General features: G+C 44.5%; 12 protein-coding genes and 1 tRNA gene. 8 read left to right on the top strand and 5 right to left on the bottom strand.

What is annotated here, in order from left to right:
• Positions 1-210 precede the first annotated feature (210 nt).
• The gene (locus N0824_RS10265) at positions 211-819 is read left to right on the top strand and encodes a MarR family winged helix-turn-helix transcriptional regulator (protein WP_255420527.1); all 609 of its coding nucleotides are present in this window, start codon (positions 211-213) and stop codon (positions 817-819) included.
• Here the strand turns inward: N0824_RS10265 and N0824_RS10260 are convergent.
• The 5 genes from N0824_RS10260 to lexA form a co-directional block, all read right to left on the bottom strand.
• Positions 816-1,529 (bottom strand): glutamine amidotransferase, encoded by a 714-nt coding sequence (locus N0824_RS10260; protein ID WP_108936687.1) that lies wholly within the window; start codon positions 1,527-1,529, stop codon positions 816-818. The genes N0824_RS10265 and N0824_RS10260 overlap by 4 nt on opposite strands.
• Before the next feature lie 48 nt (positions 1,530-1,577).
• On the bottom strand, positions 1,578-2,540 hold the full coding sequence (locus N0824_RS10255; protein ID WP_108936686.1) for a diiron oxygenase: 963 nt from the start codon (positions 2,538-2,540) through the stop codon (positions 1,578-1,580).
• Positions 2,541-2,644: 104 nt separating this feature from the next.
• Positions 2,645-4,663 (bottom strand): hypothetical protein, encoded by a 2,019-nt coding sequence (locus N0824_RS10250; RefSeq protein ID WP_108936685.1) that lies wholly within the window; start codon positions 4,661-4,663, stop codon positions 2,645-2,647.
• 47 nt (positions 4,664-4,710) lie between these two features.
• The gene (locus N0824_RS10245; RefSeq protein WP_108936684.1) at positions 4,711-5,343 is read right to left on the bottom strand and encodes a cohesin domain-containing protein; all 633 of its coding nucleotides are present in this window, start codon (positions 5,341-5,343) and stop codon (positions 4,711-4,713) included.
• Positions 5,344-6,005: 662 nt separating this feature from the next.
• A complete protein-coding gene (gene lexA / locus N0824_RS10235; protein ID WP_066030189.1) occupies positions 6,006-6,620 on the bottom strand; it encodes a transcriptional repressor LexA in 615 nt (204 codons plus the stop codon).
• Positions 6,621-7,074: 454 nt separating this feature from the next.
• Between lexA and nifJ the strand changes: the two genes are divergently transcribed.
• The 7 genes from nifJ to nusG all read left to right on the top strand — a co-directional run bounded on the left by nifJ (position 7,075) and on the right by nusG (position 15,108).
• On the top strand, positions 7,075-10,629 hold the full coding sequence (nifJ, locus tag N0824_RS10225) for a pyruvate:ferredoxin (flavodoxin) oxidoreductase (RefSeq protein ID WP_108936682.1): 3,555 nt from the start codon (positions 7,075-7,077) through the stop codon (positions 10,627-10,629).
• Positions 10,630-10,631: 2 nt separating this feature from the next.
• Positions 10,632-11,657 carry a dihydroorotate dehydrogenase-like protein gene (locus N0824_RS10220; RefSeq protein ID WP_108936681.1) on the top strand — a complete coding sequence of 342 codons (1,026 nt, stop codon included), beginning with the start codon at positions 10,632-10,634 and terminating at the stop codon, positions 11,655-11,657.
• Positions 11,658-12,189: 532 nt separating this feature from the next.
• Positions 12,190-13,398 (top strand): ATP-dependent 6-phosphofructokinase, encoded by a 1,209-nt coding sequence (locus N0824_RS10215; protein ID WP_108936680.1) that lies wholly within the window; start codon positions 12,190-12,192, stop codon positions 13,396-13,398.
• A 198-nt stretch (positions 13,399-13,596) separates the two neighbouring features.
• Positions 13,597-13,959, top strand: a complete 363-nt coding sequence (rplS, locus tag N0824_RS10210) for a 50S ribosomal protein L19 (protein WP_108936679.1) — start codon at positions 13,597-13,599, stop codon at positions 13,957-13,959.
• 101 nt (positions 13,960-14,060) lie between these two features.
• A tRNA-Trp gene (locus N0824_RS10205) sits at positions 14,061-14,133 on the top strand.
• A 124-nt stretch (positions 14,134-14,257) separates the two neighbouring features.
• On the top strand, positions 14,258-14,494 hold the full coding sequence (gene secE, locus N0824_RS10200) for a preprotein translocase subunit SecE (protein WP_108936678.1): 237 nt from the start codon (positions 14,258-14,260) through the stop codon (positions 14,492-14,494).
• The gene (gene nusG, locus N0824_RS10195; protein WP_108936677.1) at positions 14,491-15,108 is read left to right on the top strand and encodes a transcription termination/antitermination protein NusG; all 618 of its coding nucleotides are present in this window, start codon (positions 14,491-14,493) and stop codon (positions 15,106-15,108) included. Before secE ends, nusG begins: the two co-directional genes overlap by 4 nt.
• Positions 15,109-15,110 lie beyond the last annotated feature (2 nt).

The following is a 15,110-nucleotide window of genomic DNA, read 5'->3' as shown; positions in this document are numbered from 1 at the left end:
CAGGGTGTCTTGTTTTTATTTAGGACTCCTAAATAATAAACCTTGTCTCTGTGTATTGTCAAGTGGTAAAAAAAATATTTATCAATCTACTCAAGACTTGACTGTGTTGGATAATTTGTTTATAATCCAGAAACTAGGCGTAAGTAAATTCAAGAGGACAGTCCCATCACCAATCCCTTCGATACGGCTAAAGACCCAGTTGAGCAAAAAGTGGTTACTGGTCTTCTTAAGATTGGTCTCGCACTCAAAAGCCATGCTTGGCAGGATGCCAGTCCAAAGGGTCTTACACCCACTCAAGGACAAATCTTAACTCTTTTGCACTCTCGACATTCTTCCTTGAGATTGACAGAAATTGCAGAGGGGTTAGCGGTAAAACCAGCGACGGCTAGCGATGCTGTTGTTACCTTGGTAGAAAAAGGACTCGTCAAGAAAGGGAAAGATACTGAAGATGGTCGCGCAATTTCCATTGCTCTTACTAAGGCTGGACGGATTGAAGCGGAAAGTGTAGCCAGTTGGCCGGATTTTTTGCTAGCAGCAGTAGATGAACTATCCGAGTCAGAACAAATGATCTTCTTTCGTTGTCTGATAAAAATGGTGCGAAGTTTGCAAGAGAAAGGGCAGATACCTGTGTCTCGGATGTGTGTTAACTGTAAGTTTTTCCGCCCCAATGTTTACCCAAACTCGGAGCTTCCTCATCATTGTCAATTGGTCAATGCGCCCTTTGGTGATCGCCACCTCCGGCTTGACTGCCCAGAACATATTGCAGCAGAACCAGAAGCAGCGAACCAAGCTTGGCAAGCCTTTCTCTCACAGAATTAGCCTAGCCTCTGTTCTAGCCGTTTTAGCCAAGCTTGCCAGAATAGAGCAGCGTGGGCTTCTAATGTTTGAGCGTAGCAATCCGTATCTTTACGCAATTGACTAACCCCAAGATTAGGGGTTGTACTAATCTCACAGGCATGACCAATCAACCAATGCTCCAATCCTTGAGCCGTTACTTCAGGGTGAAACTGTAATGCTAAACCGCATTCTCCCCACGCAAACGCTTGGTTTTTATATTTGGAACTAGAAGCAAGATGAATAGCACCATTAGGAAGATCGAAAGTATCTCCATGCCAATGCAGTACAGGAGTTGAGGCTATATAACTTAAAGAAGACTTTTCTCCTTGTTCACTTAATTGAATGGGAAACCAACCAATTTCTTTTTCCTGTCCCGGATAGACCTTAGCTCCAAGTGCTCGTGCCATAAGTTGGGCTCCTAAACAAATGCCTAATGTGGGACGATCAGCCTTTAAACGTCGTTCGAGGAGAGTAAGCTCATCCTGAAGAAAAGGGTAATCAACATCATCGTAGGCACCAATCGGACCTCCTAAAATAACGATTAGTTCGGGATTGAGAGGATCAATTTGAGAGACTAAACCAGAAGCTGCCTCGACATAATTAACAGCGTAGTTATTTTGCTCAAGAATATGACCTAAATTTCCCAAATCCTCAAAGGGGACATGTCTAATAGTGATCGCTTGTTTCTTCATACTGTTTACCGAATGAATGAATTGACCTTTTTTGAGAGAAAACAAATATCAGGAGTTAAAAAGTCCCTGTCGAACAAAACTATCAATACCATGCTGAGAATCGAAAATACCAAGCTCTTGGGCGAGGGTTATGATTCCGCTATAATCGAGCCGCATCAAGTTAACTTCATTATCAGCCGCGCAGTCATTTAACATTTCCTGAGTATGATCAAATCCAATTTGCTCTAACAGCGAGTTCCAAAGTGGAAACTCCATATTGGCAAACCAACGTACAGGTAATGGCAACTTCTCAATGAAAAATTCCTTCTCTTGTGGGTTTAGTTGGTTATAGATACACTTGGTCAAGTTTTTAAAAATACACCCATGAGCTTGTTCATCACAGCGATGAGTATAAACAACCATGCGGTTAAAGGGTTGAATTTTTCGATCATCTGAGAGTAGATTGAGATAATCACTAATAAAGACCTCCGAAACAATTGCTGTGACTAACCGAATGATAGTTTTTTGCCAATTTTCCGAATAGGAATCTTGTTCACGCTGCATACTGCTAATCAGATTAAAAGCTGGTAGATTCTGGAATTCTAATCCTCGTTGTTGCTTTGTAATGCTACAGGCTCTTTTGACCAACTTAACATGAAATGATTCGTCTATCAAAGTATCAGCGACAATTTCCTGAATATTTTCATCTTCGACTCCCGGAAGTTTTTGATAGAGAATATCTTCACAAACAGGATTGATGACTTTAAGTTCAATATCAACTGTCTTGAGATTATAGATTAACCAGCCACAAGAAAGAATTTTTTGTTGAATACTAGGAGCAACCGTCAAAAAACGAGAGTGCTTGTGAAATGGCAACAAATCAACTCGAAAGTCAGGTAAGGTGGGGTCTAATAAGGATTCTAAATTTGACTCTTCTTTTTTGACTTGGGCTCTTAATGCCCAATTCTTATTCATCTTTTGTAGTAGGCTACGAGAATGGGAGAGAGGCTTCTGATTTGTTAGAGGATTCATGGTTAACTCCTTAATGTAAAATTGTCAAGAAACTCAGAAATCTCCGTTGTGTTATTGGCTTTAACTCCTCACTCAGAACACAGGACCGGAGATTTCTTAGAAACTTATCGATAATTCCCTGCAATTAACTCTCCATGAGGCATCATCAGTCCATCGGCTGCCCCATAAATTTTCACTACTTGGTCTGTTTTTGGATCAATTTTGATGATGTAGTTAGAAGCATAGCTAGTCACATAAACGGATGTCCCGTCGGGTGTAGCAGCGATACCGTGAGCAACAGCAAAATCTGAGGGTAAATCTTCACCTGGTTTGAACCGTTTGAGAAAAACAGGGTTATTGATATCAGTGATATCAAATACAGAAACAAAGCCATCTCGTCCAAAAGTGTCTCCTAAAGAGTCTTCTTCACCTACATACAGCTTATTTCCAACAATCGCCATATCTGAGGCAGAACGGTAGATACCAGGCTGATTAGGATCATTGACATGAGGAATAATCAGACTAGCAGTTGGGGCGCTAGGATTGAGGGTATCAATTAACCAAATACTCGGCCCAATGATATTCTTGCCTTCGGGAGTCAAGGATGTCGGTCCAAACTGCAACGAACCTGTGAGAATATAGCGGTTATCTCGCCAAATCATGTGATGGGTGAAAGCAGCATAGTTATTCCCTTGCTCTAATTTGACAGAACTGATATGAGTAAGTTGTCCTGTTTCACGATTAGGTGAATACAAATCAATCTCATTGTGATCGTAGTAATAACCAGTTCCTAATCCGAGAGTTCCAGCATCGTTAAATGTAACGGTGTGAGTTTGATTACTGTTACTTCCAAAAGTCAAGGGTGAGATGCTGACAAACTCATTTGTTCTCGTATCAATGAGGGGAAAACGATTATCCGTCCAAACAGTCATATAAGTATAGGGAGACTCCGGCAGAAAAGTGGGGCCATGTATTTGAGTCAATGGCGGTTGAGTCCAACTAGCAATTCGTTGGCTCGGATCAACTTGACTGACAGTGGGATAGTTGGATGGATTTCCAGGCGGATCGAGAATTAAAACCTTAGAAATGCTTATATCTGATGGGCCTCCTGACCAATCTATATGATCACCAATACTGATCACTGTAATTGCGCTTGGGGTAGTGGCTGAGTTGTCACTTGTCAGATAGATCGTCTTTTCATCAGGCGTGATCCAAGCGTGCTGTGGATTACCCCCAGGATAAGCATTTGCTCCTGTACCTAAACTTGCTAGAGGAAATTGAAGTATTTGATCCGTCTCAGTGTTAATCAAGACCAAATCTTCGTCCATCATATCCACTGCTGCATAAATGACTCGGTTGAGGGTGTAGTTGATATCGAAATCAGTTGTGTTTCCCCATTTGTCTTTAGCAAGAAGATGAAATGTGTGATTACCTTCTCCTAAGGGAGCACCATTGATTTGCTCTAGCTGATAACGCTGAAATGTGAAACTGCCATCAGCATTGATCCAATTGGTAACATTAGTAAAGTGAATATCATCAAAGGTAGCTAAGACCCTCGTTACTCCACTAGCGTCACTTACTGTTCCTGTGACAGAAGGATCGGCGGTAATATTATCGCTTGTTGTTCCCAGATCGTGGGCTGTATCACGCAAGAGCGCATTGGTAACAATTGGCCCGCTATGATCCGTGTTATTGCGTAGTTGTAAACCTAATATTCTGGCATCCGCTACAGTAATACGTCCGTTACCATCAAGATCACGCAGATCGTTGGCTCCTGAAGCTTTAGTATTGCGGGCATTAACAATGGCATTGTAATCGTCTTGCTCTAAATCCCCATCGCCATCAGCATCTCCTTTTAATAACTGATCTCCTAAGTAGCTAACTTGCATTGGAGAATCTTGGGGGATTAGTCCCGTAAGAGAATCTTTATTAGTAATTGGGATTATCTCAGTCTTTTGAGGTTGAGTATATCCATGAAGGTTTAGATCGCTAATAGGGACACTTGTGGACATCATCTGCTGTAATCCTGAGTTTAGGGAGGTGTTCGTCCCTGATAAATAACCCAGATAAAGCCCTGACAGCATGGGATTTACATTAGATGAGTTTAAACCGGAAACAGGTAAAGATGCGGCAGAATTTTCCATAATCAAAATATCTCCTAGAATTTTCTCAACAGTCTTGAATCGCTGTGTTATCTTTCTTTGTCTGCCACTAATGGGAGCGTGACTTTTAACTTTTTGCCTGTCAGTACCAAACCCAATCCAAGGGTAGTCAAATAACTTAACAAACCAAAGCTTGATTCAGGTACACGAATAACTTGAACGGATTTATCAGTAGGCAACGTATTTAAAGTAAGAGGATTCGTGTTTTCATCTGTCAAATCATTGACAGAGAGCGAAAGGACACTACTGCCGGGAGAAAGTCCCATGAAGTTTAATGTTGCTAGCTTAAAATTACTGGGTTGCGAAGCATTAAGGGTTTCAGGAGAATCTAAAGAAATCTCAAAGAAGTTCACAATTCCCTGTTGACTATTGTTAAACCCCTTCGTTCCCGTGCCAGACAAATCGACAAAACCCCCAAAGATAGCACTGTCGAATTTCAGCACACTATTATTAAAACCTAAATCGAGGTCAAAGGCAGACAAAGAAGGCGGAGTCATCTTTCCTAGTCCATTAATAACGATATCTACCTGAAATGCTTCTCCTACTGCTACAGCCTGTTTTGATGGAAACATTTCTATCGACACTGCTTGAGCTATTTCTGGTGTCGGGAGCGTTAATAGCAATGAAAAGACTATACCTAGAGGCAATACATTCTGGTTCATCAAATTACTCTTGTGTGTAAAGAACAAATGTAAGTTAATGTAATTTATAGCAGTTCTCGCATCTGTGCGGCACACTTAAACCTTTGCTGATTAAGCTGTTCAGGATCGGGAATGTACCTCTTGTGAATCAGAAACGCTATAGGTATCCTAAATATTTTAATAAGTAGTCATGCAAAATTAATTACCTGCCCGATCGAGCTAAAACCCTTACGGGGCAATGATCGTCATGTGTAAATAATTTTGCCTAGGTACTTATTTAGCACTCCTAATCTTTTGTTATCTTACCCTATATTTCTACAATTCACTCTTGGGCTTTCCGCAAACATTACAAAATTTTACAAGAGAGACATGATGCTGATTTAGCGCCAATTCAAAAATGAAACGCATCAACCTCAAGAGTTGACAAAGAAAGGCTCATCAGGTACTGTCTGAGTAAATTCTCAAAAAGTGCTGGTAAGCTGTATTGAATTTAAACTGCGTATTAAAATTTTTAGTACAAATGCTCAAACTGCCTCTCCCTGCTCCGGCACTCCCCGCTCCCCTGCAATCCTAACGAGTCATTTAGATAGTCAACAGCTTGTCCTAGTTGGCCCACCCGATTCTTTTCCAGAAGCCAAGGAGAGGAAAAATGATCGGGGCGCTTAAGTGCGCCCCAGTTTTGGCTAATAACCGCGCCAAACACCCACTAAAACCCCTTGTACTTGTACTTGTTCAGTATTGGCTGTAATTGGTTGATATTTTTGATTGGAGGGTTGGAGAGTGATGATTTCTCCTTCTTGGTAGAAACGTTTTAAAGTAGTGCCGTGGCCTTCCACTCTAGCGGCGACGATTTCCCCATTGGACACCCCTTCATTGCCTGTGAGAGAACGCATAATCACCAGATCCCCATCGGCAATATGGTCCTCGATCATACTGTCTCCAGAAACCCGCAGAGCATAACAGTCTTGACTGCGTTGCAACAGATTAGAAAGATCGAGTTTTTCTTCCTCATCGGTGAAGGGTTCCACTAAACCACCGGCAGCGATCACGCCGAGAACCGGTAAACCTTGCACTGGTTGTTTGAGAATCCGCAGGGTGCGTGCTTTTCCTTCTGTCCAATCAATATAGCCTTTGGCGCGTAAACGTTCTAAACGGCTTTGAATCGGTGCGGGAGAGCGTAAATTCATCGCTCGCATCATTTGCCGGATGGAAGGGGCGTGTTGCGTAGTGCGAATGTACTCAATTAGCCAGTCGTACAACTCCTGTTGCGCTTGAGTAAGGGATTCGAGGTTAGTCATGATCTATTTTCCTATCCTTGGGTTAAGATAATTTGTACTTTAGTTCATTTGTGTTCAACCTAGTACATCTTAACTTCATCGGCCGACTAAATCAACTGGTTATTGAGACCGCTGGCAAAAATCAAAATTTTAGGAAATTAATTCTGCACGATTACTTATCAATTCTCAATATTAATTAATCCCAGGGTCAGTTGCTGGCAAACTCAGCATCATATTAAGAAAAAATAACGAATTGCTAGAAAGCCAAGAATCTGGATAATGATCGAGGTGGAGACAGAAAAATTGCTCTACTTAAGCCTGTCTGCCGTAAGCGTCCAATAGTAGATAGGGAGTCAAAAGCGACGCTCAAAGAAAATCCTTCGGTTGTCAGGGAAACGACAGGATATTTAGTGCGAAATTGAGCCGTAAAAAAACTTAAAATCCCGACAAATATCGTCAAAACTAAGGGGAACACATGACCACAAAAACCTATGCAACCATAGATGGTAACGAAGCTGTTGCGCGCGTTGCCTATCGTCTCAGTGAAGTAATCGCTATTTATCCTATCACTCCCTCCTCGCCTATGGGTGAATGGTCCGATAGTTGGTCAGCCGAACGCAGAGCTAATCTCTGGGGAACCATTCCTTCCGTAATCGAAATGCAGAGCGAAGGTGGGGCAGCGGGAACCCTGCACGGAGCGCTACAAACAGGCTCTTTAACTACTACTTTCACTTCCTCCCAGGGATTATTATTAATGCTCCCCAACTTCTACAAAATTGCGGGAGAATTAACCTCTTCAGTAGTCCATGTGGCGGCCCGTGCTTTAGCAGCCCAAGGGTTGTCAATTTTTGGGGATCATAGTGATGTCATGTCTGCCAGAAGTACGGGTTGGGCTATGTTAGCGGCTAATTCCGTTCAAGAAGCTCATGATCTGGCGGCTATTGCCACAGCTACCACCCTAGAAACGCGGATTCCTTTCCTGCACTTTTTTGATGGTTTTCGTACCAGTCATGAGGTGCAAAAAGTCGAATTAATTAGCGATGAAACTCTCAAAGAACTGATCGATGAAGACCTAATTATTGCCCATCGTCAAAGAGCTTTAACTCCCGATCGACCGGTGTTACGAGGCACGGCACAAAATCCCGATGTTTATTTCCAGGCAAGGGAAAGCGTCAATCCTTTCTATCATGCTTGTCCCGATATCGCCCAAAAAATTATGGATCGTTTTGCCCAATTAACAGGAAGGCAATACCATCTCTATGAATACCACGGTGCGCCCGATGCCGAAAGAGTGATTATTTTAATGGGATCGGGAGCGGAAACCGTCCATGAAACCGTTGATTATCTCAATCAAAATGGGGCTAAAGTTGGGGTTTTAAAAGTTCGTCTCTATCGTCCCTTTGCCGCCGAAAAATTACTGGCAGCTCTGCCCACCACGGTGAAAAAAATAGCCGTTTTAGATCGCTGTAAAGAACCCGGTGCCGGGGGCGATCCGCTATATTTAGACGTGGTAAATGCCTTTATGGAAGAGTACGAAGGCCAGCTGCCGAAAATTGTGGCAGGACGCTACGGTTTATCTTCCAAAGAATTTACTCCAGCTATGGTTGCTGGTATATTTGATAACTTAAGTCTCGACAAACCGAAAAATCACTTCACTATTGGTATCGTTGACGATCTTACCTTTTCCAGTCTGGAATATGACCGCAGTTTTTCCACCGAACCAGACAAAGTAGTGCGGGCGGTTTTTTACGGTTTAGGTTCCGATGGTACGGTGGGAGCTAACAAAAATTCAATTAAAATTATCGGTGAAGATACTGATAATTATGCCCAGGGTTATTTCGTCTATGATTCCAAAAAATCTGGCTCCGTCACCGTTTCTCACCTACGCTTTGGACCCAGGCCGATTCGCTCTACCTATTTAATCACTGATGCTAACTTTATCGCCTGTCATCAGTGGGAATTTATCGAACAATTTGACCTGCTAGAAACCGCTAAACCGAACTCTATTTTTCTCCTCAATAGTCCCTATCGACCGGAGGAGGTATTTAGTCACTTACCGCGCCATCTCCAGCAAACTATCATCGACAAAAATCTGCAAGTTTATACGATTAATGCCACTCAAGTAGCCAAAGAAGCGGGCATGGGCAGTCGGATTAATACCGTCATGCAGGTGTGTTTCTTTGCCCTAGCGGGAGTTTTGTCTCGGGAAGATGCGATCGCACAAATCAAAAAAGCCATCCGCAAGACCTACGGCAAGAAAGGAGAAGAAATCGTGCAGATGAACATCAAAGCTGTGGATTCTGCCCTAGAACACCTCTATCAAGTCCTAATTCCCGCTACTGTCACCCCTGAAGCTTTTGAATTAAGACCAGCGATTCCCGACAACGCACCCGCTTTCGTCCAAGAAGTCCTCGGCAAAATTATCGCCCGTCACGGGGACCAACTGCCCGTTAGCGCCCTTCCCAACGATGGGACCTATCCCACCGCCACTAGCCAATGGGAAAAACGCAATATTGCCCAAGAAATCCCCGTTTGGGATGCGGATGTCTGTGTTCAGTGCGGTAAATGCGTTCTCGTTTGTCCCCACGCCGTTATTCGCTCGAAAGTCTATGATGAGGCCGAATTAGCCACGGCCCCAGAAACCTTTAAAGTCGCTAATGCCAAGGATCACGACTGGAAAGGGCTAAAATTCACCATCCAAGTGGCCGCCGAAGATTGTACCGGTTGCGGTCTCTGTGTTGATGTTTGCCCCGCTAAAAACAAATCGCAACCGCGTCTAAGAGCGATTAATATGGCTCCCCAATTGCCCCTGCGGGAACAGGAACGAGTTAACTGGGATTTCTTCCTTAATTTGCCTAATCCAGACCGATTAAGCTTAAATCTCAATAAAATTAACCATCAGCAAATGCAGGAACCTCTCTTTGAGTTTTCCGGCGCTTGTGCCGGTTGTGGTGAGACTCCCTACGTTAAATTGGTCAGTCAGCTATTTGGCGATCGCATGATAGTGGCTAATGCTACCGGTTGTTCATCTATCTACGGAGGTAATTTACCGACAACACCCTGGGCAGTTAACGCCGAAGGTCGCGGTCCGGCCTGGTCGAATTCCCTCTTTGAAGATAATGCCGAATTTGGCTTAGGATTCCGAGTTTCCATCGATAAACAGGCAGAATTTGCCGCCGAACTCTTAGCAACCCTTGCTAGTGAAATCGGAGAAAGTCTAGCGGCAGATATTCTCAATTGTCACCAAGTGGATGAAGCGGAAATTTACGAACAACGGCATCGGGTAGAGGACCTAAAATCCCGTTTAGGGCAATTAACCCCGACCACGCAGGTGAAAATGTTGTTATCCGTGGTTGATTATCTGGTTAAGAAAAGTGTCTGGATTGTCGGGGGTGACGGTTGGGCCTACGACATCGGTTATGGTGGCTTAGATCACGTTTTAGCCAGTGGTCGCAATGTGAATATTTTGGTCATGGATACGGAAGTTTACTCGAATACGGGCGGCCAGGCCTCGAAAGCTACTCCTCGCGCCGCCGTAGCTAAATTTGCTTCTGGTGGCAAACCCAGCCCGAAAAAAGACCTCGGTTTAATGGCCATGACCTACGGTAACGTCTATGTGGCCAGCGTGGCTATGGGGGCAAAAAACGAGCAAACTATCAAAGCTTTCCTAGAAGCGGAAGCTTATAACGGGCCGTCGTTAATTATCGCCTATTCTCACTGTATTGCTCACGGGATCAACATGACCACCGCCATGAACCATCAAAAAGAAGTGGTGGAAAGCGGTCGCTGGTTAATGTACCGTTATCATCCCGATTTAGCTAAAGAAGGCAAAAATCCCCTGCAATTGGACAGCCGTGCGCCTAAGCTTACCGTAGCGCAAACTCTCTACTCGGAGAATCGCTTTAAGATGTTGGCCACCAGTAAGCCGGAGGAAGCTAAACGTCTGCTCAAAGAAGCACAGGCAGATGTGGATACGCGCTGGCAAATGTATCAGTATTTAGCAGCAAAAGGTACAGGGAGCAACGAATAGTTATGAATCTACACACTACCTACATGGGTTTGCAATTGCGATCGCCGCTAGTCGTCGGTGCGGCCGCACCCTTGAGCGAGGATATCGACAATATCAAGAAAATGGAGGACTTTGGAGCCGCTGCCGTGGTTTTACACTCCTTTTTCGAGGAGCAGATTAAACAGGAAAGACTGGCTCTACACCATCATTTTACCCACGGAGCCGAGAGTTTTGCGGAAGCTTTGACTTATTTTCCCGAACCGGAGGTTTTTCACGTTGGTTCCGACGAATATCTCAACCATATTCGCCAAGCCAAAGAAATGGTCGATATTCCGATTATTGCCAGTCTCAACGGTGAGACCTCCGGGGGATGGTTGGAATATGCCACTCAAATTCAACAAGCGGGCGCTGATGCTTTGGAGTTGAATGTTTATTATGTTCCCAACGACCTAGAATTAACCGGAAATCACGTCGAACAAAACTATATTGATATCCTCAAAATTGTCAAATCGGAGGTATCGATTCCCGTCTCGATGAAGTTAAGTCCCTACTTTAGCAATACAGCCAATATGGCTAAACAATTAGCGGAAGCGGGGGCCGATGGGTTGGTATTATTTAACCGTTTCTATCAGCCGGATATCGACTTAGAAACCTTAGATGTTCACCCCAATATTATCCTCAGTAATCCCCAAGCAATGCGTTTACCCCTGCGCTGGATTGCCATGCTTTACGGTCGTGTAGCGACGGATTTTGCCGCTACCAGTGGCATTCATAACGCCATCGACGTGATCAAAATGATGATGGTGGGGGCAAAAGCGACCATGTTAGTTAGTGTTTTATTACGCCACGGTTTGGAGGAAATTACCAAGATCGAACAGGGTTTATTGCATTGGTTGGAAGAAAATGAGTACGAATCGATCGAGCAGTTAATTGGCAGTATGAGTCAAATGAACTGCCCGGATCCGACTGCTTTTGAAAGGGTACAGTATATGAGGGCCCTGCAAAGTTACGAACCTGTTTGGAAACGTTTTCAAACCACCAGTAAATAAAAGTGGGAAGTGGGAAATTATGAATTATGAATTATGAATTGGGGAGTGGGGAGCTTTTTTCAGTGTTGCCAAAGGCACGGCGTAGCCGTCCAGTAATCAGTAATCAGTAATCAGTGAACTAAAAACTTAAGTAGGTAGGCGTTAAAAATTATCAGACACCCCCCTTATCAAGGGGGATCCCCCCGCCTATCGGCACCCCCCTTATCAAGGGGGCAGGGGGGATCGAACCTAAAATCCATTTTTAATTTAATTATAGCGTTTCCCAATCTCATGAGGTACACCAAAATCTTAACTCCTGAATCCCGAATCCTGAATCCTGAATCCTGAATCCTGAATCCCGAATCCTGACTCCTGAATCCTGACTCCTGAATCCTGAATCCTGACTCCTCAAAACCTAAGACTCTGTACCTCACAACTATGGGAATTGCTATATAATCAGCTACTTAACTGAAAACTGAAAACTTACATCTGATAACTGCTCACTGGTAACTGATAACTGATAACTGACAAAAAAATCCTGGAGGATATAACCATGAACGAGAATCAAAAGAAAAAAATCGGCATTCTGACCAGTGGTGGCGATTGCCCGGGGTTAAATGCGGTAATTCGTGCCGTGGTGAAATCATCAAAACTCAAGGGTTGGGATGTGTACGGCATTCCCTACGGGACCGACGGTTTTATGCAGATTGCTGAGGGGAAATATCACCCCCAAGATTTGATCCTGACTCAGCATGGCTATGACCTACCCGGGATATTGAAAGGATTAGACGTTTTGCAGTTTCTTAGTGGTAGTATTTTGGGTTCTTTGAGCAAAGGACATCCCGAAAACCCAGAAATTGCCACGAAAATCCTGCAAGGATACGAAATGCTAGGATTAGATGCCCTGATCGTCATCGGGGGCGATGGGAGCATCGATATCATCTACGATCTGGCCCAGAAAGGCAATTGGAATATTATTGCGGTTCCCAAAACCATCGATAATGACGTTCCCTATACGGAATGGTCCGTCGGTTTTACCACTGCCGTGGATATCGTCACTCAAGCTTTGTATGATCTCACCTTTACCGCCGCTAGTCACGAAAGGGTGATGATTGTGCAGGTGATGGGTAGAGATGCTGGTCATTTGGCCCTTCATGCCGGAATTGCCGGGGGGGCCGATGCGATTTTTATTCCCGAATTAACCCCGGCTCTCACTCCCGCAATTATCGACGGTTGTTGTCGTCATTTGGCACAATTACGCGCTCAAGGTCGTCAATTCGCTCTCATTGTAATTTCTGAGGGCGTTAAGGACGAAAATAACCAAAAAGAGAAGTATATTGCCGATTATTTAGAAAAATTGATAGTTGACAAAACTCGCTCTTTGTGCCTTACCGATCCCGTCTTCTGTTATCTCAATTCCATGGATGTGCGCGCCATGTCCTTGGGACACCTGCAAAGAAGTCGTCCTCCTTTAGCTATGGATCGACTGTTGGCGACGGCTTTCGGCATTAAGGCCGTAGAATTAATCGAACAGGGTAAACTCGATCGCGTGGTGATTTGGCGCGGGGGACAAGTGCGTAGTCTGCCCCTGAAACCGGTGATCAAAATTATCAAACAATGTCATCAAGAGCATCGCTGTGCCTATCCCGTCGATCCCCAGGGGTTCATCGTCAAAACCGCCCGTTCTTTGGGAATTTACCTAGGGGAAAATACCACGACCGAGACGGCAGTAGTTCCGCAAGCTGTGGAGGCGTTGGTTTAGTGATAATAAAGCGAGAAGGGTTACTAACTATTGAAGCCAAATTACTTACACCCCTCGCTAACTCTCTTGCCTTTTGCCTCTTGCCTATCTCAACTGGGAAATTAATTTTGCACAACTGTGTAATATTTCATCTAGACGAGAAAGGCTTTACTTAAAAAAATATGGTATGATGGGAAATTGTCAGTTTTACGAAAGCCGATGAAAGCGGAAGAGATTATCAAATCAATCGAAGCCGAGTATCTCAAGAGCGATCTGCCCATTATCCATGTCGGTGACACGATCCGGGTAGGGGTGCGAATCGTCGAAGGAGATAAAGAGCGGATTCAGCCCTACGAGGGCATCGTCATCGCCAAACGCCATGGCGGTATCAACGAAACGATTACAGTACGCAAAGTCTTCCAGGGTGTGGGAGTAGAAAGAGTCTTCCTGCTCCACTCGCCGCGGGTTGCCAGTATCAAGATTATCCGTCGTGGTAAAGTACGTCGGGCGAAACTCTACTATCTGCGCGATCGGGTTGGTAAAGCCACCAGGGTCCAAGAACGTTTCGATCGCCCTCTCTAAAAAATTTCCGGCGACAGCCTAACCAAGAAAGTTGCTTAATCGCCAACGACTATGCTATAATAAATAAAGGCCTTAAAAAAGCCGAATAGTTTAGCGAATGGGCGCTCTTAGTTCAGTTGGTAGAACGCAGGTCTCCAAAACCTGATGTCGGGGGTTCAAGTCCTCCAGGGCGCGTTTGGTAATCACCAAGCCGATAACTGCAAAGGACATGATCTAAATGTCTGAGGGTTAGTGTGGGTTGTCCGGTGAAAATGATAAGTTAAGGATAGCTTGAGTATCATTTTAAGGAGTAGCGATCGTGGCCAAAAAAGAAACCCTAGAAAAAGACGCGAGCGACAAGAAAGAGGGAAACTCCTTTCAGGTCAAGGAATTCGTCAATGAAACCAAAGAAGAACTCGCCAAAGTCGTCTGGCCTTCCCGTCAGCAACTTTTGAGCGAATCGGCGGCGGTGATGTTAATGGTGACTTTAGTAGCCACTCTCATCTATCTGATTGATAAATTCTTTGCCTGGGGTGCGGGGAAGGTGTTCCCATGAGTCTAGAAGAAGAGCAGTTTCCCGAAGAACTCAATCTTAGCGGCCTACCGAAAAAACCCCGTTGGTATGCCGTGCAGGTGGCTTCCGGTTGTGAGAAACGGGTCAAAGCTAATTTGGAACAGCGCATCCACACCCTCGATGTGGCCGATCGCATTCTGCAAGTCCAGATTCCCCAAGCGGCCACCGTTAAAGTCCGCAAGGATGGTTCACGGCAACACGGCGAGGAAAAAGTCTTCCCCGGTTATGTCCTGATCAGAATGATCATGGATGATGACGCTTGGCAGGTGGTGAAAAACACCCCCCACGTGATCAACTTTGTTGGGGCCGAACAAAAACGCCACTACGGACGCGGCCGCGGTCACGTCACCCCGCTACCCTTGAGTATGTCAGAAGTTGATCGCATCTTCAAACAAGCTCAGATTCAAGAACCCGTCGTCAAAATCAATATGGAAGTTGGCGATCAAATCTTGGTTCTATCCGGTCCATTTAAGGACTTTGAAGGGGAAGTGATCGAAGTTAGTCCCGAACGCGGCAAACTCAAGGCCCTGCTCTCCATTTTTGGTCGGGATACCCCGGTCGAATTGGAATTTAATCAAGTCGAAAAACAAAACTAAAT

The sequence above is a fragment of the Microcystis sp. 0824 genome, from assembly GCF_003112475.1.
Taxonomy (GTDB): domain Bacteria; phylum Cyanobacteriota; class Cyanobacteriia; order Cyanobacteriales; family Microcystaceae; genus Microcystis; species Microcystis aeruginosa_C.
Note: the sequence above shows the minus strand (reverse complement) of the source record. Positions and strands in the feature narration are given on the sequence as shown.